A 24,467-nucleotide genomic window follows, 5' to 3' on the forward strand; every position below is an offset into this window, starting at 1 on the left:
CATTCCTATGTTCTTAAGTAGCCTTTTCCTCTCACACTCGAAAGGAAAAAGTTTAAAACCAGTGCCAATGCTAACAACACCATCCCCAAAGCAACGCCTTGCGCGAATGCACCTTTGTGGCTTTCCATCGCGATGGCCGTTGGGATATTCCTTGTCATGCCCATGATATTGCCACCCACCATCATCGAACAGCCAACCTCTGTAACAATGCGTGAAAAGGCAGCAATAGTCGCAGCGAGAAGTGGGAAGCGTGTTTCCCAAATCAATGTTGAGGCGATACGGAAAGTCGAAACACCCAAAGTACGAGCAGTTTCAACGGCACGTCGGTCACTCGCTTGAAGCGCACCATGCATCATAGAGACAAGTATAGGGAAGCAGATCAGCATCTGACCGAGAATCATAGCCTTTTGGGTGAAAAGCATTTGCCAATCACCCAAAGGGCCAGAGCGAGATAACATCATGTACATTAATAGCCCAATCACGACTGTAGGGATCGCTTGTAGAGTATTAATGATAGAGAGCAAGCCCCACTTACCGGGAAACTCTGTATAGGCGAGTATAAAAGCCATGACAATTGCAGGTACGATAACCAGTGAAATTGCCGACAGAGAAACGCTGAATGACACTGCGACAATTTGCCACAGTTCGTGGTCAAAGCTCACAAGTAAGTTCAGTGCATCCAGCGTTGTTTGCCATAGGGTCATGATGTATCTCTTTTGTGCGGAGGCTCCGCATTTAGTTCCAGTATAGCTTTGTCAGTTACAGACATTGTCCGTTACGAATATCGTCTGTTGCGATATAAGTAGCTCATATCGCAACTTGAGACAATTCGCAGTGTTTTATTCAGCACTCGCGACAAATAGCTGCTTACCATGAAGCTTAAACTCGTTGATCAGCTTTTGTCCTTTCGGATTTACCAACCAATCACTGAATGTTTTTGCTGCTTGATAATTGATGCTTGGGTAGCGCTCTGGGTTAACAAGAATCACTTGGTACGGGTTGAATAGGTTCTTGTCACCTTGGAATAGGATCTTAAGGTCTAGTTTGTTTTGGTAGGCCAACCAAGTACCACGGTCAGTCATGGTGTAGCCTTGCATCTCAGACGCCATGTTTAGCGTTGGGCCCATGCCTTGACCTACGCTGCGGTAACCACCGAAGTTCGGTTCCATCTTCGTTTGAGCCCAGATACCCATCTCTTTTTTGTGCGTACCTGAGTCGTCACCACGAGAAACGAAAGTGACATTGTTAGTTGCGATAGACTTAAATACGTCAGCAACGTCGTTTTGAGAAACGATTTTTGCTGGATCTTTTTGAGGGCCAACAATAACGAAATCGTTGTACATCAGTTTGCGAGGAAGAACGCCGTAGCCTTTCTCAACAAAGTTCGCTTCCGCTTTCGGTGCGTGTGTCATTACCAGATCAACGTCACCGTTCTCGCCCATGCGCAGAGATTTGCCTGTACCTGCAGCAATTACGTCAACCTTGATACCTGAATCTTTCTCAAATTCTGGCAGTAGGAAATCAAGCAGACCTGAATGGTAGGTACTGGTAGTTGTAGCGAGTTTGATGTGTTGAGTATCTTCAGCGCTGCTAGCTGAGTAACTGACGAGAGAAAGTGCTGCAATAGTTAAAGGAATTGCTTTCATTATTATTATGTCCATGAGTTATGAATAGACCACCATAAGCATAGTTAACCGACTTATGGCTCCTGGGCCAAATGGTAGAAATTGATTATCCACACCCTATAAGCAAACTTAATGCCAACAAGGATGGGTAACTAGTTTCATTAAATGTCTGTTATTTCGGGCAAAATAGCACCATTTATGAAATTAAATTTAAAGAAAATATGAGCTAGGACAAAATGTCGCATATTGAACCTGTTGTACTTGAGACGAGTTGGTACACTCTGTCCCAAATTTCCTCACCGGTGTGTTTTTATGTCTCTTACCAGCCCAAATGTCACAAACAAGACTTTGAACTCCTTAACTCAATACCAAGCTTTCTCTGTTTTGGTGGTCGATGATGAGATAGGAATGCAGGCGATTTTGAAAAAGGCTCTGGGTAAACTGTTTGGTAAGGTGATGTGCGCAGGTTCAGTGGAAGAGGCGGAGACAATCCGTAGCGCTGAACACTTTGATTTGATCGTTTTAGATATCAATCTACCCGGTCGCTCTGGTATTGAGTGGGAAGAAGCCTTTAACGATAACGAAAAACGCTCAGACGTTATCTTTATGACTGGCTACGCCGACCTAGAGATGACGATTTCCGCTCTTAAACTTGGTGCTTCCGACTTTATTTTAAAGCCGTTCAACCTCGAACAGATGATTCAAGCAGTGCTTCGCTGCATGGACAAGCGACTTGCACAACGCATGCAATATGCTTTGAAGCGTGACGTTAGTCGTCATATCAAAACCGAAATCATCGGTAATTCAGACAAAACTCGACTTCTGAAACAGCTGATTACTCAATTCGCACCATCACGAGCTTCAGTTCTAGTCGAAGGCGAATCGGGTACCGGTAAAGAGTTAGTGGCTCGCGGTGTTCACGAAGCGAGTAAAAGAACAGGGCCTTTTGTACCGATCAACTGTGGAGCAATTGCGCCAGAACTACTGGAAAGTGAACTGTTTGGTCACACGTCTGGCGCGTTTACCGGTGCGAAAAAGAATCGGGAGGGTCTATTTCGCGTCGCTAGTGGCGGCACACTGTTTCTTGATGAAATAGGGGAGATGCCACTGCCAATGCAAGCGGCGTTGCTTCGTGTTTTGGAACAACGAACAATTCGTCCTGTGGGTAGTGAAAAAGAGATCACGGTTGATGTGCGCGTGGTCGCTGCTACTAACCGAAACCTGCAAGAAGAAGTAGAAAAGGGCAATTTCAGACGTGACCTATTTTATCGTTTAAATGTATTGAAGATCGATGTTTCACCTCTTCGTGAACGTGTGTCGGACCTGATGGATCTTGTCCCTTACTTCACACGCATGCTAGCCCACGAATTGGGTATGCCAGAACCAACTTGGGCACATGAAGATATTCTCGCGATGAACGAATATCAGTGGCCGGGCAATATCCGCGAACTCAAAAACTTGATGGAGCGTTGTATTCTGCTTGGTAAACCACCTGCACACTATTGGCGTGAGTTAAATGGTGAGAGCAATGTACCAACTCGAGTATCTGTGACGGTGTCACATGGTTCAGAGCTTCCAGGGATGGACCCGAATGACGCGGCAGAAGGCTATCCAAATAGCTGGACACTCAAAGAGGTGGAGAAGGCACATATTGAACAAGTCGTCTCTTATCACGATGGGAACAAGTCGGCAGCAGCCCGTGACTTAGGTGTTGCGCGTAAAACCCTAGAGCGTAAGTACAAAGATTGGAATGCAGAGGGATCAGAATATGCCGACTAGTCGCCACTGGTGGGCAAAATGGAGTTTTCGATTCAAGACGATGGTTCGCTATCGTCTTCTGTTTTTGACCTCTGCGCCGATCATCCTCACTCTTTGTGCTTTAATCGCTATCACGCTTTACTGGTCAGTGCATTATACCTGGCAAGGTGCATTGATTGATGTTGATGAGCGCTTAGACGTTGCTGACAACAGTATCCACCTTATTCAAAACCAACAGGCCTACAACGTTAGAGCGTTTTCAGAATCTTACCGTTTTAGAAACAAACTACAGAGTGATATCGCTGAAGAACAACTTATACAATGGGTTTCGGACAATAAAGCTCGTTACGAGCTCGACTTCTTACGCTGGCACAGCGCTCAATCTGTCCAAAACACCAGTGAACTTCTTGAACTCACTCGTAAGCAATCCTTTTTTAGCGTGCTAACACGCAGTCAGCTTGACGAATTAGATCGAACTTTAGCCAAAAGAGCAGAAGTACCGCTGCTTACAGGCACAGAGATTGAAACTCGTGGCTTAGTCAGTCGCACCGTTATCGCTATCTACGACAGAGACAACCGTGTTGTTGGCTTCCTAGATGGCGGTATTCTTCTCAATAACAGTACTCAGCTTGTTGATCAGATCAGTAACCTTATCTATCCAAGGCGTGAAGGATTCTCTCGCCGGGTTGGTACTGTGACCGTCTTTTTGGATGATCTACGTGTCAGCACCAATGTACCGCTCAATAGTGATGCAAGTGAAGGACGAGCGATAGGTACCCGAGTTTCTCATGAAGTGCACTCCAAAGTGTTAAACCGAGGAGAAGAGTGGCTTGATCGCGCGTATGTTTACGATGCGTGGTACATCACCGCCTATCAACCAATTCGCGATCAACATGAACAGGTGATTGGTATGCTTTATACCGGTTATCTGATTTGGCCGCTGATTGAAACTTACTTGACTAATCTTGGTGAGATAAGCATAACCATCGTCGCATTGTTATTGCTATCCGGCTTTATTGTTCATCGTGGTGCGCGGGATCTATTTAACCCGATTGAGCGCATTCACAAAGTGGTGAAATTAGTTCAGATGGGACAAGACAAACGAATCGGTACCTTGGGACTGGATGATCAGCACGAGCTGACTCAGCTTGCCAAGCAGTTCGATAAGATGCTGGATCTTCTGCACGAGCGCAATCAAGAGATCCAACAAGCCGCGCTAGAGCTAGAGTGCAAGGTTCATTCTCGTACCGCTAGCTTGAAAGAGAAAACGGAGCAGCTTGAACACCACATTACCTTGCTTAACCAAGCTCGAGACAAATTGGTGGTCAATGAAAAGCTTGCTGCGCTTGGTGAGCTTACGGCTGGTATCGCTCACGAGATTAACAACCCAACGGCTGTGATTCTTGGAAACGTCGAGCTCATGAAGTTTGAACTGGGCGACGATACCGATCGCGTCAATGAAGAGATCCAAGCGATCATGGAGCAGATCGACCGAATCCGAAACATCACACGTAGCTTGTTGCAATACAGTCGTCATGGTGGAGTACAAGACGAGGTTACTTGGCAGCACATCAACCCAATCGTTGATGAGAGTATTACTCTGGTGAAAACCGGCGCTAAAAAGAAAGGTATCGTGTATCACTCTTCTCTTGATGCGAAAACTTCTGTTGAAGTAAACCGAAACCAGCTACTACAAATCTTGGTTAATCTTCAAATGAACGCGATCCACGCGATGGATGGAGAAGGGAACCTGACCATCTCTAGTGAAGACTGGATTGAAGAAGGTGTAGTGCAGGGCGCTGTGATTCATGTTGAAGACGAAGGCTGTGGTATTAAAGAAGAGCAGTTGAAGCGCATCTTCTCACCGTTTTATACCACCAAGCGCGATGGTACTGGCTTAGGTTTATCAGTCTCGCAGAGTATTCTCTCTCAAACTGGTGGTGAAATTCGTGTTGAATCTGAATTAGGTAAAGGCAGCCGTTTCAGCGTCTATCTACCTAAGAAAGCAGCGCCACAATTGCTGGTTTCTAACGTTAACTAAAATAAGCCAACGTTCATTGTATCGGTGCTGATAAAACTGATATTAGCTACGATGTATGGTTTGCAGTGAACTATGCTCAATTTGTGTTTGGCAAATGAGGGTAGGCTTATGTTAGGTAACCCAGTGGGATGGTTCGAGATCTATGTGAATGACATGGATCGAGCAAAACAGTTTTATCAACAAGTGTTTCAAGTAACCCTGTCGAAGCTTGATAGCCCTGGAGGTATTCCTCTTGATATGTGGGTGTTCTCTGATGACATGGGCAGCTATGGGGCGACGGGCGCTTTAGTGAAGATGGACGATATGGCCGCTGGTGGAAACAGCACCATCGTCTATTTCTCCTGTGAAGACTGTGCCATCGAAGAAAAACGCGCGTTAATGAACGGCGGAACACTTCAGATGAGCAAAATGGCGATTGGAGAATTTGGTTTTATTAGCTTAGTCATGGATACTGAGGGTAATGTGATCGGGTTGCACTCGATGAACTAAAAGTAACAAATAGATATAACGTCATGCATGGAGGCAGAATGACAAAAACGTACCTCTTTGATTGGGGAGACACCTTGATGGTTAATTTCCCCGATCAATCTGGAAAAATGTGCGATTGGCCGATCGTTGAACCGATTGATGGTGCATTGGAAACCCTCGAATACCTTTCTAAACATCACCGTGTCTACATTGCGACTAATGCAGCAGACTCTTCTGAACAAGAAATCCAACAAGCATTTAGCCGAGTAGGGTTAGACAAGTTCATTTCTGGTTACTTCTGCAAAGCCAATCTTGGTGTTGATAAAGCAAGCCCAGATTTTTTCCCCTCAATTGTTTCTCGTCTCAATGTACCTGTATCTAGCGTGACTATGGTTGGCGATACACTTGAGAAAGATATCATTCCTGCTCTGAAATCTGGAATCAATGCCATTTGGTTTGTACAGAAACCAGAACAAAGCACTGACAGTGTTCAATACGAAAGCATTACACAACTTTCGGAATTAAGAGACTAACTCAACAAGGCTTATCAATTATTGATATTTTTATAGAATTCAACTAGCTATAGGTGACAAGTGTCACCTTTTGCATGTGTAACTATATGAATATTCGCTCTTCATGACTTACATCATCGCGGTTAAAGACAGTTTTGTTAAGTTGCTCCCAACTAATAACAAAAAAATAAAGTCAGTCCGCTATGAAATTAAGCAACCTTTCTATCAAATCTAAACTCGCCTCAATTGTCATATTTTCAGTGGTCTCGCTGATTATGGCATGTACGTACAATTTGCTTCAGCAGCGTGCCACTTCAATGGCCGAACGAGAAAGTAAACTCAGTGCGCAAGTCGAATCCGCCGTATCGCTAGCTAAACATTATTATGGTCAACGTGCCGTGTTGGGTGAGCAACAAGCACAACAGCAAGCATTAGCTGCGATTCAAAACCTACGTTACGACGGTAACAACTACTTTTGGATTCTTAACCAGCAATCACAAGTCGTGATGCACCCGTTAAAACCTGAACTGAATGGTGAGAATACTCATAACTTCAAAGACGGCGCGGGTAAGTTCCACTGGCGTGAAATGGTTTCTATCTCACGCTCTCCGCAAGGTAAGGGTTTTCTTGATTACCAATGGAAAAGTCCTCAAGGGGAGCTGAAAGATAAGATCTCTTATGTTGAACTGTTTCCTGAGTGGAACTGGATCGTAGGTTCAGGAATCTTAGTTGCAGATATTCAAGAAGCATTCTGGGCGCTAGCGATAAAAGAGGCTTTGGTAGCCTTTGTCCTGTCAGGGATGCTGTTTGGGATGGGTTATGCCATTTCTAACAACATTTTGATTCCATTGGCCAAGTTGATTAACAACACTAATGCCATCGCTGATGGTGACTTGCGCGTTCGCATGAACATGACGCGTAAAGATGAACTGGGTGAAATGTCTCAGCAGATCGATAAGATGTTAGAGAAACTACAAAGCACGCTTAAGACTGCCAATGAATCAGCAGGGCAATCTAGTTCAATGGCGAGTCATATTGCTCAAGCCAGTGAAGAAGCGGCAACCAGTGTTAACTCTCAACACGCACAACTTGAGTTGTTATCAACCGCTATGACAGAGATGAGTGCAACCATTTCTGACGTGGCAGTAAATGCAGAAAACACGGCAGTGAGTACAAATAAAGTGGTTGATCATGCGTATCGTAATGACGAAAACATGAAGGTAACAGCGACAAGCATCTCTCACGTGTCTGATAATATTTCGAATGCGAACAGTTTGGTTCAAGATCTACAAGCAGGCGTAACTGAAATCAGCCAAGTAGTAGGGGTTATCCGAGATGTTTCGGAGCAAACTAACTTGTTGGCTCTGAACGCAGCTATTGAAGCAGCGCGAGCGGGTGAACAAGGGCGTGGATTTGCTGTGGTTGCCGACGAAGTACGTAACCTTGCAAGCCGCACACAGAACTCGACCAACGAAGTGCAACACACGATTGAGAAGCTCACTCAACAGGCAGAGCAAACCTTCGTCGCGATGAAGCAAAGCAATGAAGAGGTTGATCATAGTGTGAAAGCGTCTGACGATACTCGAGCTCAATTGGATGAAATCGTGGCAGAGCTGCAAAATGCTAACGATATGGTGGCACAAATTGCTGCAGCTTCAGAACAGCAAAGTTCAGTGGCGACAGAAATGAACCAGAACGTATCTAGCATTCATTTAGCAGCAAACGAAGTGCTTCAAGCATCTCAATCACTCGCTGAAGATAGCCAACAGATGGCGAACACTGCAGAACACCTAACTGAGCAGCTGAAATACTTCAAAGTGTAATTTTTAAAACCGCTCTAAAGACAAGCCCTCGTTTCAAATGAAACGAGGGCTTTTTGTTTTAAACCAACGAGTTTGTTAGCTTGAAGCCAAAGCTATCTTTGGCGGTTTGATGCCGTGCTTTTTGAACTCTTTCATCACTCTTAAGGTAATGTCGGTTTCAAACAACTTCTCATAAGCCGTATCAACAACATAAGCTTTGCAGGTTAATTGAATGGCTAAGTAGTTGTCAGTGATGGTTTGTTTAACGAGCACTGTGACTGGCTTTGGCAGGTGAATGTAACGACTTGACGATGCAGCCTCTTGAATTAAATCGCGGGCTAGGGTGATGTCTTCATCCATTCCTACATAGAAAGGAATCACGACCTGCATATCGAGAGCGCCATAGTTCCCGCTGGTCGTTACTTCATTTAGAAACTTATTGTTAGGTATCGTGATGATATCGTCGTTGAGGGTTCTCATACGCACTGAACGTAAGCCGATGGTAATGATGTCGCCGTAATTCCCCTCAAACGTAACACGGTCGCCCACTTGAAACGGTCTGTCTATCATCACGGTTAAACCCGCTATAAACGACGCCGCAAGGTCTTTCAATGCGAAACCTACGGAGACAGCGAGCGTACCGCCAATCAACGCCAGGATATGATCGTTAATTCGAAAGCTCATCATAAAGACGACCAGACCAGCTGACATATAGATGAAGAACTGGAGGAAAGACTGAACCTTTTGTAGCACCATTCGGTACTGAACAAACTGCCCACCAATGCTCTCGACCATCGAGTTCATAAACTTGATCAGTAACCATGTTGCCGCGATAACTAGGATTGAGAAGAAGACACCACTCCAACGAATCAGGCTAGCAAACTGTTGGATGCTCTCAACGTTAACCACTTCTTCTGCGGCAATTGCCAGTTGAGATTGCAGCAACAGTGTCAGTAAGGCGATGCCTAGTATTTTAGAGATTCTAATCATATTACTTCACCAATAAATGCTGTCTGTCTAACACATTGGTAATGTGTCTGAACCAGTGATCTGAGATTTTGGCTTTGTCTTCTGTCCATTCGATATAGCCTCGGCTTTGGAAGTAGCGCAGCGTCCCAGTCACTTCGGAGATAGTAAGTTGTGTACATTCAGAGAGCTCTTCTGGTGTCGCAATCTCCAATTGAACAATAGAGCGTAATACTGCCAACATGGGTTTTGGCATCTTCTCAAGCTCTTCCGATTCGGGAGCATGGAACAGCCTCACCAACACTTGTTCGGTCTCTTTATTTCGATTTAACGAGAAACGGAAGAACCTCAATGCAACGGTCGGGTTTCCGTCAGAGTAGTGCCATAGGATTCGATAGAAACCTTGCTTAGCCCGTTCCTCTTCACTGATGTCTTGTTGGTCCCACTGTTTCGGTACCACTAATCCGTCAAAGCTCACTGTGTATTCGTCTGATTGGTTGATGCGCGTATTGAGCAGTGACGCTATTTGTATTTCATTCCATTTAGGCAGAAAGGCGACCCAGTCAAATAGAAGTCTTTCTCCTCGCGCTCGATCGACAAATCGCCAACTTGCTTTCTCAATTGAGATGATTGCACGGTGATTTTTCTTGGAACGTCGAATGAGATTAGTTAAACGGATAAGCGCTGATAAACCACCAACCATAGGCTTCACTAATCTCTGTCCATTATCGACAGCAATTAAGTAGGTGGTTTGGCTGCCTCGAAGCTGACTCAGTATCTGTATTTCCGTGGCGTTTTCATCAAGCCCAATACTCACAGCAAAACGAGCCAGCAGCTCTTGATAGCCAGAGTGAGGGCAATTGAGGTAAACAGGCTCTGCATTTTTTACTTTATGCAGCATCTGTTTTAAAAAGGTCGTAGTGCCCACGCCACGCTCTCCTGAGACAACACATAAAGCAGGAGAGTCGGTCAGTAGATATTTAGAGAGTTGTTTGATTTCGGCATCAGCATACTCAATTAATTCGCTGTCATGATTTCCTGGCAACACATAATCAAAGGCAGCATCGCCTTTAACGCGAACTAAAGCGTGGCCATCTGCAGTGTTGTTTTTCTGCTTAGCGACCTCAATTCGAAACAAATAGGCGAGGGCTTGACTGAAAAAGGTAAAGTGCGAAAGCTTTGAGATTAATCGATGTTTAGCAATATGTACTATGACCCAAGCTGCTGCCATCGCGGTTGCAATGATACTGATGACCCAGATCCGCTTTTTGCTGATTGCCCAATTGACCCACCAAGGACGATCAGCAATGTTCTCCACCATTTCAAACACAGTGTCGCGCCACAGCCTCAATACTGAAATGGTAATAAGAACAAACCAGAAGAAAAGCACGCTGTATATCCAGTTGTAGATGGTGCCTTTACCAAGTGTCATGGTTGAAATTTGCAAGATCACACCAGCAATAATCCCGCTCCATACATAACGACGAATGGTCGACAGTCGCAGTTCAACAATATCTTGACTAGAAGATCGGCTATTTCGGTAAGCGAACTCCAAAATGAAACTGATCGCGATAGAGCCGCCGAGAATCCACCAGGTAAATATCTCAAGAAAGACGACATGCTGAAGACTTGGAATGGTCGATAGGACTTGCAAGGATAGGGTTATCGCTATCAACCAAGCGATGGCTTTGTGAGCGCGGCTAAAATACCAAATGATGCGAACCCATAGCGGCGGAGTATTGGTTTTTTCTAGAACTGTGTTTTTATACAGTTCTATTATTCTCGTGCTATTGGTAAGCCACCACATGAGTACGCTATAAATGAAAAATATTTTGATACCAGCCCAAACGACAGGCACAGGTGAAACAAAGATATCTTCTATCAACGCGCGAAAACTGCGTAACTGAAAGTAAAACAGGTATTCGGCATTAAGCAGCGTTAACTGCCACTCTTGTTTTAGCTGCCTAACTCCTTGCGGACCAAATCCAATGAGCTTGTCACGAGTGGCACTATCAGCAAGCTCAAGTAACTTTTGCTTGCTGCTATTGATACTGCTTAGGGTTAAATAATCAGACTTAACCTTGAACCATATGTCATCGCTCGCTTTCGATTTAACATCGGGTTCTTCATCGGATTTAAGGTTATCGATAAACTGGGAAAGATGCAGTGCGAACTGATCGCTCTGTTTTTGTTGTTCGATAAGTACGACTCTTAATAACTGAGACGCTTTGCGTTGATCCTGAGCCGACATAAATAGCGGCTCGGGTAGAGTTTGAACCTCATTATTGATGCTCACAGCGGTTTCACTAACGCTGGGGGTGACTTCCTGTTCGTATTGCCATTGTGCAGCACTACTAAATGAAACCATTGCTACCCACAGTAACCAAATATGCCGAGCGCATATCAGTGATAATTGGCGCATAAACTTCACTTTAACTTCCTGATTAGATTGAATTAGTGTAGTTCGTTTACCGCCATTGATCCTCTTTAATTGTCATTCCTGTCGATAACTATGCCTTTTCGGTGAAATAAACGTCACCAAAGCTGGGGTTTTCGAAAATCCCTTCTACTTTTTAATAAGCCATTAGCCTAAGCGAAAGGTTAGATATGATTTTCTCTATTTCACGTGGCTAATATGCGGAATAAGACAAACAACGCTTGCAGTTAACCGCCTGAACGAGTAACGTTGCGGCGTTTTTCACATTAAAAAGGTAAAGGCATTGATTTCCACAGCAAATATCACCCAACAATTCGGCGCGAAGCCACTTTTCGAAAATATTTCAGTGAAGTTCGGCGAAGGTAACCGTTACGGTCTAATCGGCGCGAATGGCTGTGGTAAGTCGACGTTCATGAAAATCCTTTCAGGTGAACTAGAGCCAAGCGCAGGTAACGTAAGCTACGATCCAAACGAGCGCGTGGCTAAGCTAAACCAAGACCAATTCGCGTACGAAGAGTTCTCTGTAATCGACACGGTTATCATGGGCCATAAAGAACTATGGGCTGTGAAGCAAGAGCGTGACCGTATTTACTCGCTACCAGAAATGAGCGAAGAAGACGGCATGAAAGTGGCTGACCTAGAAGTTCAGTTCGCAGAGATGGATGGTTACATGGCAGAAGCGAAAGCGGGTGAGCTTCTTCTAGCGGTTGGTATCGAAGAATCTCTTCACTTTGGCCTAATGAGCGAGGTTGCTCCAGGTTGGAAACTTCGTGTTCTTCTAGCACAAGTTCTGTTCGCAGACCCGCATATCATGCTTCTAGACGAACCAACGAACAACTTGGACATGGACACTATCCGCTGGTTGGAAGAGACACTAAACCAACGTAACTGCACAATGATCATCATTTCGCACGACCGTCACTTCCTAAACTCTGTATGTACTCACATGGCTGACCTTGATTACGGTGAGCTACGCGTTTACCCAGGTAACTACGATGAATACATGACGGCAGCGACACAAGCTCGTGAGCGTCTACTGTCTGACAACGCGAAGAAGAAAGCGCAAATTGCTGAACTTCAAACGTTCGTATCTCGTTTCTCTGCTAACGCATCTAAAGCTAAGCAAGCAACGTCTCGTGCTAAACAGATCGATAAGATTCAGCTAGAAGAAGTTAAAGCATCTAGCCGTCAAAACCCGTTCATCCGTTTCGAACAGTCTAAAGAGCTATTCCGTAACGCGCTTGTGGTTGAAAACCTATCTCAAGGTTTTGAAGAAGACCTATACAACAAGTTCGACGCGATCTTCGAGGTGGGCGAGCGTGTTGCAATCATTGGTGAGAACGGTGTTGGTAAAACAACCCTACTAAACACACTTGCTGGTGTACTAGAAGCGCGTACAGGTGAATACAAGTGGTCTGAGAACGCGAACATCGGTTACTACGCTCAAGACCATGCTCATGACTTTGAAGAAGACATGAACCTATTCGATTGGATGAGCCAATGGCGTCAAGAAGGCGAAGATGAGCAAGTCGTACGTAGCTTCTTAGGTCGTATGCTATTTGGCCAAGACGACATTAAGAAGTCAGTTAAGGTTATCTCTGGTGGTGAACAAGGTCGTATGCTTCTTGGTAAGATCATGATGCATAAGCCAAACATCCTGCTAATGGATGAACCAACGAACCACATGGATATGGAATCTATCGAAGCACTTAACCTTGCGCTTGAGAACTACAAAGGCACACTGTTCTTCGTTTCTCACGACCGTGTATTCGTAGACTCACTAGCAACACGTATCCTAGAGATCAAAGATGGTCAGATCCATGACTTCCGTGGTACTTACGCTGAGTTCCTAAAAGCGCGTGGCATCGACGGTTAATTGAACCTCTGACGCTACCTGAACGATATTAGACTTATTAAAAACGCGCCTTTATCACTGCGATAAAGGCGCTTTTGTTTGTGCTGATTTATTCGTTACAACAACACTAATATTTAAACTGGGCGACGATCTTATCCAGTTTAACGCTCACATTAGACACCTGTTCACTACAGCGCACAGAGCCTGACACCACTTCATATGTATCGACGGATAAATGAGCGATATCAGTGATGTTTCGGTCAATCTCTGCTGAAACAACAGATTGCTCCTCCGACGCAGTCGCAATTTGGCTATTCAAGTCAAACATTTCACCAACTTGAAGATGAATACCTTCAATCGCATTGACCACGCCCTTAGTTTGGCGTTTAACATGTTCAGTTTGATCCAAGCTTTCTGACATCTTAGCAACGGTTTTTTCAATCCCGCTGGTTAACCCTTGAATTGTGGTTTCAATTTGATGGGTAGAGTTGTTGGTCATTAGTGAAAGTTCTCTCACTTCCGACGCCACCACAGCAAAACCTCGGCCATGTTCCCCAGCTCGTGCTGCTTCAATCGCGGCATTGAGGGCGAGTAGGTTAGTCTGTTCTGCGATACCTTGAATCGTCGTAACCACTTGGTTGATCTCTCGACTCTGCTCTTCCAGATGGTCTATCAAGGTCTGAGATTCTTCGATGTTGGTAACCAGCACTTGAATACTTTCATCGGTTGCGTGCGTCTCTTGCAGTGCATGATGAGCATTGCCCTTGATTTTCTCAGCGCTCAGTGCAGCGTTTTCAATATTAGCGGCCACTTCATTACTGGTCATCACAAGTTCATTGACTGCCGTGGCTACCGATTCAGATTGCTGCTTTTGCTTCTCGGCATTACTCATGCTTTTTTGCGCAGCTTGCTCTGAACTACAGGAACTGTCAGTAAGCACGGTCATGACTCCTGAAAGATCTTTGATGTTAGCGTGTAACTTACTAATGAACGCATCAAAGGAGTGGGAGAGCTGTGCAAGTTCATCGTTACCTTTGGCATTCATACGCACCGTTAAGTCGCCATCACCATTGGCAATAGACTCCATCATTTGGTTGATGGCTTTGATACGAGTTAAAACACTTTTACCGATTAGTGCTAATAACGCCGACAACAGAATAACGATGGCAAAGCCAAACAGATGCAGGGTATTTTTGGTGTCAGAACTGGCCTGGCTTATTGCCGTGTTAATTTCCAGCTGGACGCCATTGATTGCTTGTTCAGCTTGATGAACGGTTCGGCGAAGTTCTCCTTTCAGCCCCAGCTCCTCGGTCAGCCCAAGGCGCGTATTCGCCACGAGCAGCTTTTCGACGGCATCTCGGTAGTTCAAATACGCCTGTTTTGTCGTATCTGTATTCTGTGCATAGGGAGTAAACACGTCTAATGCACCATCAAAGGCGAGACTGGTTTGGTCATTAGTGTGGGCGAGATAATGAAAGTCTTTCTCTACTAACTCAAGCAATGCGAGTTCCAGTGTGAGATTCGCTTCTTTCTCTACCGCATGTTTCAATTCATTTCGCCTTTTGTCTAAAACTGCAATCAAGCCAACAGAAGGGTTAGGGTTTTCAATCGCGTTGACTTGTTGAACAATCTGACGAAATTGGTATTCGTAGCTCTCGATTGCTTGGCTGATTTTGGAGGTGTTGTCAGAAAGGTTTAATTCGTGGGAAATAAGCGTTTGATTCAAATCTAATAGTCTTTGATCCAGTGTTACGGCGGTAGTATCAAAGCGCTCTGCGTATTTCTGTTCTTTCCTTGCTAGAAAGTCTTTCTCGTGCCTTCTGAGCATAAGTAGGTCAACTGAGCTTCTTAGGTTCTCATTGGCGGCATGCTCAAGTGACTCCAGCCGGTCAAGGCTCATCTGTTCATATACGGCATAAACAAACACGGATACAAATAGCGTGATGTTGATAAGAATAAATTTACTTCGTATAGACAATGACAGCGAAGAACGCTGCTTTTCGGTTGACCTATCCATAGGCAACTCCTTTTAGCCGATGACGTTTTATATCTATCTTTCATTTATTTGAGTGATGTATTTATAAAAGATAGATATGTAACTAATAGCTTATTAAGGGAGTAACGCAAGGAATTGGACCAGTTTGGTAAAAATTTTATCCAAACAAGCTTAAAGAAGGCATATTAACAAGCTCTAATATGGTATATGCCCTCAACAACACATTGATACTGAATACTTCTTATTAGTGTTCACGGTAATTGAGGGCATCGAATTACACCTAATTAGGCTTCGTTAGAAAAGACGTAATGGTGCTTTTTAAATACTTTATTCGCCGTCTTGGTTGCCTTTAACATCAAAGATAATCTTATCGGCACCTGTAAAGACTTGGAAGCGTAAACCTTTAGCACGAGCAATCGTAGTGATGCCAAACTTCTGAGCTAAGTCTAAGCCCATTTGCGTAACACCTGAACGAGAGAGCAACACTGGAATGCCCATTTGAGCTACCTTAATCACCATTTCAGACGTCAAACGGCCAGTGGTATAGAAGATTTTGTCTGAGCCATCTTCCTGATTCAGCCACATTTCACCTGCCAGCGTATCTACTGCGTTGTGACGACCGACATCTTCAACGAAAGAGAGTACTTGATCGTCTTTGCACACGGCACAGCCATGGACAGCACCTGCTTTTTTATAGGTGTCGTTATAGTGAGTTAACGCTTCAAGAGCCGTGTAGATTTCTGATTGCTTAAGCTTGGTTTGAGGCACTTGGTAATTTTCCAGCTGCTTCATTACGTTGCCGTACATAGTGCCTTGACCACAACCTGAGGTTACGGTTTTCTTTTTAAGCGCACTTTCTAACTGGCTTGTATCTTCTTTCGTTACAACCGCCGCTGAACTGGTTTCCCAATCAATGATGATTGATTCAATCGCTTCAGGGTCTGAAAGGAAGCTTTGGTTCTTCAAATAACCTAAGACTAATGATTCAGGACGTGAGCCCAAAGTCATCAGGGTCACGATCTCTTTCCAGTTAAGCATAACGGTTAGAGGACGTTCGCAAGCAATCTGTTTTGTTAGCTTTTCGCCATACTCGTCGAACACTTCCACTTCAATGGTTTGTAGAGGGTTTTCACTGGTTTTAATAATGTTTGGTTTAACCACTTTCATATCCTAGTTGTGTATACGCTCATCACGCGTTTTGACGTTGACGGTTTAGGCGCTATTTTGAAGCTCGCAGAGGGCGTCGGCTTCTTTGTCTTAATGCTTAAAGCAATTCTTATTCCAAAGCGCTCTTTATCTCAAATTATTCGGATGATTACCTTTACTTAGCGCAAAAACTGTCACATCGGTCTAACCTGAACAGAGACTTCGCCTATTTTGGTAGCGCTATGGCGTGGTTATTGCTTAGTTGTAGTAAACCAAAGATTTTGTGATGTCGTAAATAGAACAAAATGTCCTATTGGTAGCGGCTTCAAATAACAACTGGATGAGATATGTCGGAAACTAAAGAACTAGAACAACAATATGAGAAAACCGAGACATCTTGGTCGATAGGCGTTCATCGCATCGAGAAAGAGATCAAAACGGGCATGTGGACGACCACACAATGGGAACTTGCAGGGTTTGAACTATCCCCAAACAGCGAGTCGAAAGATGTGTGTCTACTGCAACTGCATAAAGATGAACGTACAGACTATCGATTCAACCTTAGTTCACAACAACCCAAGCTTTTCTTGGTAATGGATAACGTCGATTCAGGCGTACCTATTATCCAACTGCTGACAGCCTCTCAAACTGTCGCAGGTCAGTATATGGATGGAGACAATCAGGTTCTTTCGTTTGATATGCCTTTACCTGTTCAAGCTTGGATGGAGGCCTTCATTGGTCGACATGGCGAACTGTTAGAAAAACGTCGTAAGAAACGTAAAGGAGCAGGGCGCGCAAATGGCAACTAGTTTCTTTAGTCGTTGGTCACAGCGTAAGTTAGAAGGAGACAAGGCCACAGACGTTGAGACAGAAGAATCAGTTAACGTTGCTACTGATGCTCAACCTTCTGAATTCACTAGCGTTAACGACCTAGATCCTTCGGTTCATCCAGAACAAACAACCGCAGATGTTTCTAGTGAAAGTCTTGATGATTCAATAGAAAACGCTGAAGATGAGTCTCCTTCTGTTGCTCAGCTGCTGGTATCTGAGGCATCCGAGAGCGTGAAAAAGGCTGCTCTGAGAAAGCTATTCTTATCAGAAGAGTTCAACGTTCGTGATGGCTTAGATGACTATGATGATGACTACAGCAATCTCAAGTCTCTTACTGAAGGCGTTGCTGATACGCTGCGAGATTGGGTAAAAGATACCGTCGAGGATAGTGAGCCTGTCACTACTAAAGCTCAAGATGAGTCAACTTCGACCAGTGATACCTTAGAACAAGAGGTAGCTGAAACAGAGCAAGAAGAAGCCCCACAAGAAGCGGGCGATGTTTCTGAAAACGAACCTAAAGATGCCCTCAATTCAGATACTGAGAAGGTTGAAAAGTCTCCCAAACAACAACAACTGTATAAATACACAGTCACCAATAAAATCGGTACTTCATCTGAAAGTATGACTCTGTAACTGAGACAAAATATACCACACAAAGAATAGGTACATTTTGACTAAACACTCAATGAACCGACTGAGACAAATTGTCCCAGTCGGTTTTTTTGTCCTTATTAAATAGCAATAAATAACATAAACCATTGAAATATAATTAAAATAAAGTTGGCATATACATTGCTATGAACAAGCATAATCAACAGGTTAGTAGATTGTTTCATTATCAATGATGAAATACGACACATCATTAATTGAGCAATTAATCAGCATTCTATACGAGGCTGACTACAATCAAGGTTGAGCAGATTATCCATGACGCTATATGGAACTGAGCAATGCTTAAAGAACTATTAAAAGAAGCAACAACAAATAATGGTAAAGCGCGACTCTATGCTTTTGAAAATACCGTAGAGTTAACCAACCTTATTCCACCAACTGTAAGTTATGAGAGTGGTGGTAATACCCTAATCATAGGGCCAACTGCAATCATTGAGAGTGCGGCTGCGCAGCTACCTCAATTGACTAGCCTAACTCTGTTGTCAACGGATGGAGAGAAGGGTTCAAACAGTGAACTCTATTTCGCTAATTCGGTTCAGGTATCAGGTTTCCTAGGTACATTTGAAGTGGTTATTGAAAACCGTGGGACGACGAGCAATTTAGCGAAAGTTGCTATTAATCACGATTGCTTTGATGTTGTCTTAGACCTATGCCTAAACAGCTGCATGACTGAAGAAGTTCCAGTTCCGGGTTACTACCCAGTTGGACGTGGCTATCCGAAATTAGCTGAAGCACTAGAAGAAATCCCAACGTTAATGGGTACCTTCGATAAGCCAAAATTCTTCCGTTTAGATACTGATTTGTGTGCGCATAGCTCTCGTGGCGTTAAAGGCTGTGAGCGTTGTGTTGATGCTTGTCCAGCAGGGGCGCTATCAAGTGAAGGTACAGACAAAACCGGTCATCGCATCGAAATTAACCCGTACCTTTGTCAAGGCGTGGGTACTTGTGCAACAAGCTGTCCAACTGAAGCGATCAGTTACGCACTTCCTAATCCAGATGACACTCAAAAGTTCATTGAACGCACGTTAGCCAACTATGAGAAAGCAGGGGGCCTAGACCCGATCGTTCTGATTTGTAGCTCTCGTCATGAAACATATAACGTGATGGCACTTAAAGCACTACCAGACAATGTTATTCCGGTTGTGGTTGAAGAGCTTCCTTCTGTAGGCATTGATACGTGGTTTGCAGCTTTAGTAAATGGTGCAACTCAGGTCCTGTTTGCAGCGTCTCGCTTTATGCCAGAAACCATTATTCGTGTTCTTAATAACGAAGTCGGTATTGCTCAAGAGCTGTTGGATCAAATTGGTGTAGCAAAAGAGACAGTAGATATCCTTTACCTTGAATCTCTTCGTGAAGGTGCACCTACACTGTGTACCGATTCGTTTGATTTGGCACTTGGCGACCTTCAAGGTAATAAGCGCCAGCGTCTATTTACTGCTCTAGATGCACTAAGCACATCACGAATTCCTGTCGAAAATATTGTTGAGCTTCCATCGAACGCACCTTACGGCAACGTTTCGTGTGAAAGCAAAGATTGTACGTTATGTATGAGTTGTGTGGCGGTATGTCCAACTCGTGCACTTCATACCGATGGCACATCTCCATCTCTAAAATTCATTGAGCAAGATTGTGTTCAATGTGGCCTTTGTGAAAAAGCATGTCCTGAAAATGTTCTGACTCTAACGCCTCGTATGAATTGGGTGAAAGAGGAGCGTCAGAAGGCCGTTGTGATCCATGAAGAGAAAGCCGCGGAGTGTATTCGTTGTCATAAGCCTTTTGCTCCTCAATCTATGATTGATATGTTGCAAAACAAGTTACGCGGTCACTCTCATTTTTCAGACGAAGCAGCGATCAATCGTATTGCTATGTGTGAAGACTGCCGTGTCATCGATATGTTCGATTCAATGGCTCAAGACCCATTGAAACAACTGAAATACTAGGAGTTGGCTTTGGATACTCATTCAGAACAAGAACAAACATTAAGAACAGATATCTACCTAGTTCTATCCGCACTATTTCGTAGTGCTCCAACAGAAGAGATGATCGACTTTTTAAAATCTCTAGAAATTGAAGAGTCGGAAAGTGCCATGCAAAAAGCTTGGATTGCGCTTCAACAAGCCGCAATTCAATCTGAACGTGAAGCACTAGAAGACGAATACCAAGACCTTTTCATCGGTATTGGCCGTGGTGAAGTCATGCCTTTTGGTTCATGGCACATGACTGGCGCAATGATGGAAAAGCCACTCGCTGAGATCCGACACGATCTTGAGCTTCTTGGTATTGAGCGCGATGAAAACGTAAAAGAGCCAGAAGATCATATTTCAGCTCTTTGTGAAGTCATGGCGATGCTAACCGGTGAAGAAGAAGAGCTTCAACAAGTTGTTTTCAATAAACATATTGCACCTTGGTTTGAATCTTTCACTCGTCAAACGGAGAGTGCGGAACACGCCAACTTTTACAAGCCGGCCGCTCAACTATGCCAAGCATTCCTATCGCTAGAACAAGTTCGTTTTAGTGTGAATACCAAAAGCAGTAAGCACAAATCAAAAATTGATGTGAAAAACGTCACTGATTACGAGTAATCGAGCAGTACTCGATCATATCGATAGAGGGGCAGTAAGCCTCCATAAAGATCTACCGTAAGGTAAGGAAGCAATGATGAAAGATAATAAAGAAGTAAATACAAGCCGTAGGGACTTACTCAAAGGCTTAACAACTGCAGCCGTAGCGGGTGCTGTTGTCGCTGGAACTTCAACAGTGGCATCAGCGGCTGAAACGCCTGACCTTTCCAAAAAAGACGTGAAGAAGACTGGCTACCGTGAAACGCAACATATTCGCGACTACTACGACACACTATAGGGGATAAAGGATGAAACTAGTCAAACGCTCCGATAGTGTGAGCAAGGAAACCAATCAGCTCGGCGTATCTCGTCGTGCATTCATGAAAAATACTTCATTGGCTGCTGGTGGCGCTGTAGTAGGTGCAAGCCTATTTGCTCCAGGCATGATGAAGAAAGCACAAGCGAAGTCGGTTGATCCTGATGCTAAAACTGAGATCAAACGTACGATCTGTTCTCACTGTTCTGTGGGTTGTGGTATTTACGCTGAAGTTCAAAACGGTGTATGGACTGGCCAAGAGCCGGCATTTGACCACCCATTCAACGCTGGTGGACACTGTGCGAAAGGTGCAGCACTGCGTGAGCACGGCCACGGTGAGCGTCGTCTTAAGTACCCAATGAAATTGGAAGGCGGTAAGTGGAAGAAGCTTTCTTGGGAACAAGCGATTGAAGAGATCGGTAACAAAGCGCTAGAACTTCGTAAAGAGTCTGGCCCTGATTCGGTTTACTTCCTTGGTAGTGCGAAACACAGCAACGAACAAGCTTACGCATTCCGTAAAATGGCGTCGCTTTGGGGCACCAATAACGTCGATCACCAAGCGCGTATTTGTCACTCAACCACAGTAGCAGGTGTAGCGAACACTTGGGGCTACGGTGCAATGACAAACTCGTTCAATGACATGCACAACTGTAAATCGATGCTATTCATTGGTTCGAACCCAGCAGAAGCGCACCCAGTTGCGATGCAGCATATCCTGATCGCGAAAGAGAAAAACAACTGTAAGATCGTTGTTGCGGATCCTCGCCGCACTCGTACAGCTGCAAAATCTGATCACTACGTATCACTTCGTCCGGGCTCTGACGTCGCGTTTATTTGGGGCGTACTATGGCATGTCTTCGCAAATAAGTGGGAAGACAAAGAGTTCATTCGCCAACGTGTATTTGGTATGGATGAGATCCGTGAAGAAGTTGCAAAATGGACGCCAGCTGAGGTTGAGCGCGTAACTGGCGTATCTGAAGCTGACGTATACCACACAGCGAAACTGCTTTCTGAAAACCGTCCTGGTTGTATTGTTTGGTGTATGGGTGGCACTCAACACACCACAGGTAACAACAACACTCGTGCTTACTGTGTACTTGAACTTGCACTAGGTAACATCGGTAAATCAGGCGGCGGTGCTAACATTTTCCGTGGTCACGATAACGTACAAGGCGCAACTGACCTTGGCGTACTATCAGACACACTTCCAGGTTACTACGGTCTCTCTGAAGGCTCATGGCGCCACTGGTCTAAAGTTTGGGATCTAGATTTTGACTGGGTGAAAGGCCGTTTCGATGACAACGCTTACGGCGGCCAGAAACCAATGAACAGTGCGGGTATTCCTGTATCTCGCTGGGTTGATGGTGTTCTAGAAAACAAAGACAACATCCGCCAACGTGAAAACATTCGCGCAATGTTCTACTGGGGTCACGCGGTGAACTCTCAGACTCGTGGTCCTGAAATGCAGAAGGCGATGCAGAAGCTGGATATGATGGTTATTGTTGACCCATACCCAACAGTTGCAGCGGTAATGAACGATCGTACTGATGGCGTTTACCTACTTCCAGCGACGACTCAGTTCGAAACTTACGGCAGTGTTACGGCATCAAACCGTTCGCTACAGTGGCGTGACAAGGTGGTTGATCCACTGTTCGACTCTAAGCCTGACCACGAAATCATGTACCTACTTTCTAAGAAGCTAGGTTATGCAGATCAATTGTTTAAAAATATCCGCGTTGAGAACAATCAGCCACTGATTGAAGACTTAACACGTGAGTTCAACAAAGGTATGTGGACGATCGGTTACACCGGTCAAAGCCCTGAGCGTATTAAAGAGCACCAACAAAACTGGCACACATTCCACAAAACAACGTTGGAAGCGGAAGGCGGCCCAATCCACGGGGAAACCTACGGTATGCCTTGGCCATGTTGGGGTACACCAGAGATGAAACACCCTGGTACTCATATCCTTTACGATACATCTAAGCCTGTTGCAGAGGGCGGCGGTAACTTCCGTACCCGTTTTGGTGTTGAGTTCGAAGGTAAAAACCTACTGGCAGAAGACAGCTATTCGAAAGGCAGTGAAATCAAAGACGGCTATCCAGAGTTCAGTGACAAGCTTCTGAAACAACTGGGTTGGTGGGACGATCTAACAGCCGAAGAAAAAGCGGCTGCTGAGGGTAAGAACTGGAAAACCGACCTATCTGGCGGTATCCAACGCGTTGCGATTAAGCACGGCTGTATCCCATTTGGTAATGCGAAGGCGCGTGCGGTTGTTTGGACATTCCCAGACCGCGTACCACTTCACCGCGAGCCGCTGTACACGCCACGTCGTGACCTAGTAGCTGACTACCCAACTTGGGACGACAAAGAAGCGATCTTCCGTGTACCAACCTTGTACAAGTCGATTCAAGAAGAAGATAAATCTGGCGAGTACCCAATCATCCTAACCTCTGGCCGTCTGGTTGAATACGAAGGTGGTGGTGAGGAGACTCGTTCTAACCCTTGGCTTGCTGAACTTCAACAAGAGATGTTCGTTGAAGTTAACCCGAAAGACGCAAACGACATCGGCTTTAAAGATGGCGATGATGTTTGGGTTGAAGGTGCAGAGAAAGGCCGTATTAAGGTGAAAGCTCTTGTCACACGTCGTGTGAAGCCTGGTCTGGCATTTATTCCATTCCACTTCGGCGGTAAGTTCCAAGGTGAAGACCTACGTTCTAAGTATCCTGAAGGCACTGACCCGTATGTTATTGGTGAAGCTGCAAACACAGCAACCACGTATGGTTATGACCCTGTAACGTTGATGCAGGAAACGAAAGTAACCCTTTGTAACATTCGTAAGGCTTAAGGAGTCCAATAATGGCTAGAATGAAATTTCTTTGTGACACTAAGCGTTGTATCGAATGTAACGGCTGTGTCACTGCATGTAAAAACGAAAACGATGATGCTCTAGAGTGGGGTATCCAACGTCGCCGCGTTGTAACGCTGAACGATGGCGAACCGGGTGAAAACTCTATCTCAGTTGCTTGTATGCACTGTACTGACGCGCCTTGTATGGCGGTATGTCCTGCAGACTGTTTCGAGCACACTGAAGACGGCATCGTACTTCACAACAAAGATCTGTGTATCGGTTGTGGCTACTGTCTATTCGCTTGTCCATTTGGCGCACCACAATTCCCTAAACAGGAAGCATTTGGTGAGCGCGGTAAGATGGACAAATGTACATTCTGTGCAGGCGGTCCTGAAACTGAAGCGGGCTCTGTTGAAGAGCGTCAGAAGTACGGTGCGAACCGTATTGCTGAAGGCAAGCTACCAATGTGTGCATCACTATGTTCAACTAAAGCGCTTCTAGCGGGTGACGCAGAGAAAGTCTCTGATGTATTCCGTCAACGTGTTGTAGAGCGTGGCGCAAAAGGCGCGGGTTGGACCAATGGTAACGACCTATCTTACGATGCGACTAAGAGCTAAGTAGGGAGAGACG

General features: G+C 44.8%; 19 protein-coding genes. 13 read left to right on the top strand and 6 right to left on the bottom strand.

Annotated features, from left to right (window positions below; genetic code table 11):
• Positions 1–5: 5 nt before the first annotated feature.
• On the bottom strand, positions 6–704 hold the full coding sequence (locus tag VFDL14_RS21020) for an ABC transporter permease (RefSeq protein WP_032549025.1): 699 nt from the start codon (positions 702–704) through the stop codon (positions 6–8).
• Positions 705–839: 135 nt separating this feature from the next.
• Positions 840–1,646, bottom strand: a complete 807-nt coding sequence (locus tag VFDL14_RS21015) for a substrate-binding domain-containing protein (RefSeq protein ID WP_032549026.1) — start codon at positions 1,644–1,646, stop codon at positions 840–842.
• Between the two features lie 291 nt (positions 1,647–1,937).
• On the opposite strand from VFDL14_RS21015, the gene VFDL14_RS21010 reads away from it, so the two are divergent.
• The 5 genes from VFDL14_RS21010 to VFDL14_RS20990 all read left to right on the top strand — a co-directional run bounded on the left by VFDL14_RS21010 (position 1,938) and on the right by VFDL14_RS20990 (position 8,227).
• Entirely contained in the window at positions 1,938–3,404 is a 1,467-nt protein-coding gene (locus tag VFDL14_RS21010; protein WP_032549028.1) for a sigma-54-dependent transcriptional regulator, read from the top strand.
• Positions 3,394–5,424, top strand: coding sequence for a sensor histidine kinase (locus VFDL14_RS21005; RefSeq protein WP_032549029.1), 2,031 nt, complete (start codon positions 3,394–3,396; stop codon positions 5,422–5,424). Before VFDL14_RS21010 ends, VFDL14_RS21005 begins: the two co-directional genes overlap by 11 nt.
• Positions 5,425–5,532: 108 nt before the next feature.
• On the top strand, positions 5,533–5,913 hold the full coding sequence (locus VFDL14_RS21000; RefSeq protein ID WP_032549030.1) for a VOC family protein: 381 nt from the start codon (positions 5,533–5,535) through the stop codon (positions 5,911–5,913).
• Positions 5,914–5,951: 38 nt separating this feature from the next.
• Positions 5,952–6,425 (top strand): HAD family hydrolase, encoded by a 474-nt coding sequence (locus VFDL14_RS20995; RefSeq protein ID WP_032549031.1) that lies wholly within the window; start codon positions 5,952–5,954, stop codon positions 6,423–6,425.
• A 182-nt stretch (positions 6,426–6,607) separates the two neighbouring features.
• Positions 6,608–8,227 (top strand): methyl-accepting chemotaxis protein, encoded by a 1,620-nt coding sequence (locus VFDL14_RS20990; RefSeq protein ID WP_032549033.1) that lies wholly within the window; start codon positions 6,608–6,610, stop codon positions 8,225–8,227.
• A 75-nt stretch (positions 8,228–8,302) separates the two neighbouring features.
• Here the strand turns inward: VFDL14_RS20990 and VFDL14_RS20985 are convergent, their stop codons facing one another.
• Entirely contained in the window at positions 8,303–9,196 is an 894-nt protein-coding gene (locus VFDL14_RS20985) for a mechanosensitive ion channel domain-containing protein (RefSeq protein ID WP_152549190.1), read from the bottom strand.
• Position 9,197: 1 nt separating this feature from the next.
• Positions 9,198–11,594: an ATP-binding protein gene (locus VFDL14_RS20980; RefSeq protein WP_032549034.1), complete on the bottom strand. Its 2,397-nt coding sequence runs from the start codon at positions 11,592–11,594 to the stop codon at positions 9,198–9,200.
• 298 nt (positions 11,595–11,892) lie between these two features.
• Here VFDL14_RS20980 and VFDL14_RS20975 point away from each other — a divergent pair, with 298 nt between their 5' ends.
• Positions 11,893–13,485: an ABC-F family ATPase gene (locus tag VFDL14_RS20975; protein ID WP_032549035.1), complete on the top strand. Its 1,593-nt coding sequence runs from the start codon at positions 11,893–11,895 to the stop codon at positions 13,483–13,485.
• Positions 13,486–13,591: 106 nt separating this feature from the next.
• Here VFDL14_RS20975 and VFDL14_RS0122875 read toward each other — a convergent pair whose 3' ends face one another.
• Both VFDL14_RS0122875 and fdhD read right to left on the bottom strand, forming a co-directional pair.
• A complete protein-coding gene (locus VFDL14_RS0122875) occupies positions 13,592–15,481 on the bottom strand; it encodes a methyl-accepting chemotaxis protein (protein WP_032549036.1) in 1,890 nt (629 codons plus the stop codon).
• 306 nt (positions 15,482–15,787) lie between these two features.
• Entirely contained in the window at positions 15,788–16,621 is an 834-nt protein-coding gene (gene fdhD, locus VFDL14_RS20970) for a formate dehydrogenase accessory sulfurtransferase FdhD (protein WP_032549708.1), read from the bottom strand.
• Positions 16,622–16,953: 332 nt separating this feature from the next.
• Here fdhD and VFDL14_RS20965 point away from each other — a divergent pair, with 332 nt between their 5' ends.
• The 7 genes from VFDL14_RS20965 (at position 16,954) to fdh3B (ending at position 24,454) form a co-directional block, all read left to right on the top strand.
• Positions 16,954–17,415, top strand: coding sequence for a DUF3305 domain-containing protein (locus tag VFDL14_RS20965; protein WP_032549038.1), 462 nt, complete (start codon positions 16,954–16,956; stop codon positions 17,413–17,415).
• On the top strand, positions 17,405–18,070 hold the full coding sequence (locus VFDL14_RS0122880; protein ID WP_032549039.1) for a DUF3306 domain-containing protein: 666 nt from the start codon (positions 17,405–17,407) through the stop codon (positions 18,068–18,070). Before VFDL14_RS20965 ends, VFDL14_RS0122880 begins: the two co-directional genes overlap by 11 nt.
• A gap of 317 nt (positions 18,071–18,387) precedes the next feature.
• Complete coding sequence (locus VFDL14_RS20960) at positions 18,388–20,049, top strand: 4Fe-4S dicluster domain-containing protein (protein ID WP_032549040.1); 1,662 nt, start codon at positions 18,388–18,390, stop codon at positions 20,047–20,049.
• A 9-nt stretch (positions 20,050–20,058) separates the two neighbouring features.
• Entirely contained in the window at positions 20,059–20,691 is a 633-nt protein-coding gene (locus VFDL14_RS20955) for a TorD/DmsD family molecular chaperone (RefSeq protein ID WP_032549041.1), read from the top strand.
• A 76-nt stretch (positions 20,692–20,767) separates the two neighbouring features.
• A complete protein-coding gene (locus VFDL14_RS20950) occupies positions 20,768–20,968 on the top strand; it encodes a twin-arginine translocation signal domain-containing protein (protein ID WP_032549042.1) in 201 nt (66 codons plus the stop codon).
• A gap of 10 nt (positions 20,969–20,978) precedes the next feature.
• Entirely contained in the window at positions 20,979–23,834 is a 2,856-nt protein-coding gene (locus VFDL14_RS20945) for a formate dehydrogenase subunit alpha (protein ID WP_032549043.1), read from the top strand.
• A gap of 11 nt (positions 23,835–23,845) precedes the next feature.
• A complete protein-coding gene (gene fdh3B / locus VFDL14_RS20940; protein WP_032549044.1) occupies positions 23,846–24,454 on the top strand; it encodes a formate dehydrogenase FDH3 subunit beta in 609 nt (202 codons plus the stop codon).
• The last annotated feature ends 13 nt before the right edge of the window (positions 24,455–24,467 follow it).

Origin of the sequence: Vibrio fortis (assembly GCF_000695685.1) — a bacterium.
Classification (GTDB): domain Bacteria; phylum Pseudomonadota; class Gammaproteobacteria; order Enterobacterales; family Vibrionaceae; genus Vibrio; species Vibrio fortis_A.

Coding starts and splice junctions, on each gene's coding strand:
- VFDL14_RS21005 (WP_032549029.1), top strand. CDS start 3,394: ATGCCGACTAGTCGCCACTGGTGGGCAAAATGGAGTTTTCGATTCAAG.
- VFDL14_RS20945 (WP_032549043.1), top strand. CDS start 20,979: ATGAAACTAGTCAAACGCTCCGATAGTGTGAGCAAGGAAACCAATCAG.
- VFDL14_RS20950 (WP_032549042.1), top strand. CDS start 20,768: ATGAAAGATAATAAAGAAGTAAATACAAGCCGTAGGGACTTACTCAAA.
- VFDL14_RS21010 (WP_032549028.1), top strand. CDS start 1,938: ATGTCTCTTACCAGCCCAAATGTCACAAACAAGACTTTGAACTCCTTA.
- VFDL14_RS20995 (WP_032549031.1), top strand. CDS start 5,952: ATGACAAAAACGTACCTCTTTGATTGGGGAGACACCTTGATGGTTAAT.
- VFDL14_RS21015 (WP_032549026.1), bottom strand. CDS start 1,646: ATGAAAGCAATTCCTTTAACTATTGCAGCACTTTCTCTCGTCAGTTAC.
- VFDL14_RS21000 (WP_032549030.1), top strand. CDS start 5,533: ATGTTAGGTAACCCAGTGGGATGGTTCGAGATCTATGTGAATGACATG.
- VFDL14_RS20985 (WP_152549190.1), bottom strand. CDS start 9,196: ATGATTAGAATCTCTAAAATACTAGGCATCGCCTTACTGACACTGTTG.
- VFDL14_RS20965 (WP_032549038.1), top strand. CDS start 16,954: ATGTCGGAAACTAAAGAACTAGAACAACAATATGAGAAAACCGAGACA.
- fdh3B (WP_032549044.1), top strand. CDS start 23,846: ATGGCTAGAATGAAATTTCTTTGTGACACTAAGCGTTGTATCGAATGT.
- VFDL14_RS0122875 (WP_032549036.1), bottom strand. CDS start 15,481: ATGGATAGGTCAACCGAAAAGCAGCGTTCTTCGCTGTCATTGTCTATA.
- VFDL14_RS20960 (WP_032549040.1), top strand. CDS start 18,388: ATGCTTAAAGAACTATTAAAAGAAGCAACAACAAATAATGGTAAAGCG.
- VFDL14_RS0122880 (WP_032549039.1), top strand. CDS start 17,405: ATGGCAACTAGTTTCTTTAGTCGTTGGTCACAGCGTAAGTTAGAAGGA.
- VFDL14_RS20990 (WP_032549033.1), top strand. CDS start 6,608: ATGAAATTAAGCAACCTTTCTATCAAATCTAAACTCGCCTCAATTGTC.
- VFDL14_RS20980 (WP_032549034.1), bottom strand. CDS start 11,594: ATGCGCCAATTATCACTGATATGCGCTCGGCATATTTGGTTACTGTGG.
- VFDL14_RS21020 (WP_032549025.1), bottom strand. CDS start 704: ATGACCCTATGGCAAACAACGCTGGATGCACTGAACTTACTTGTGAGC.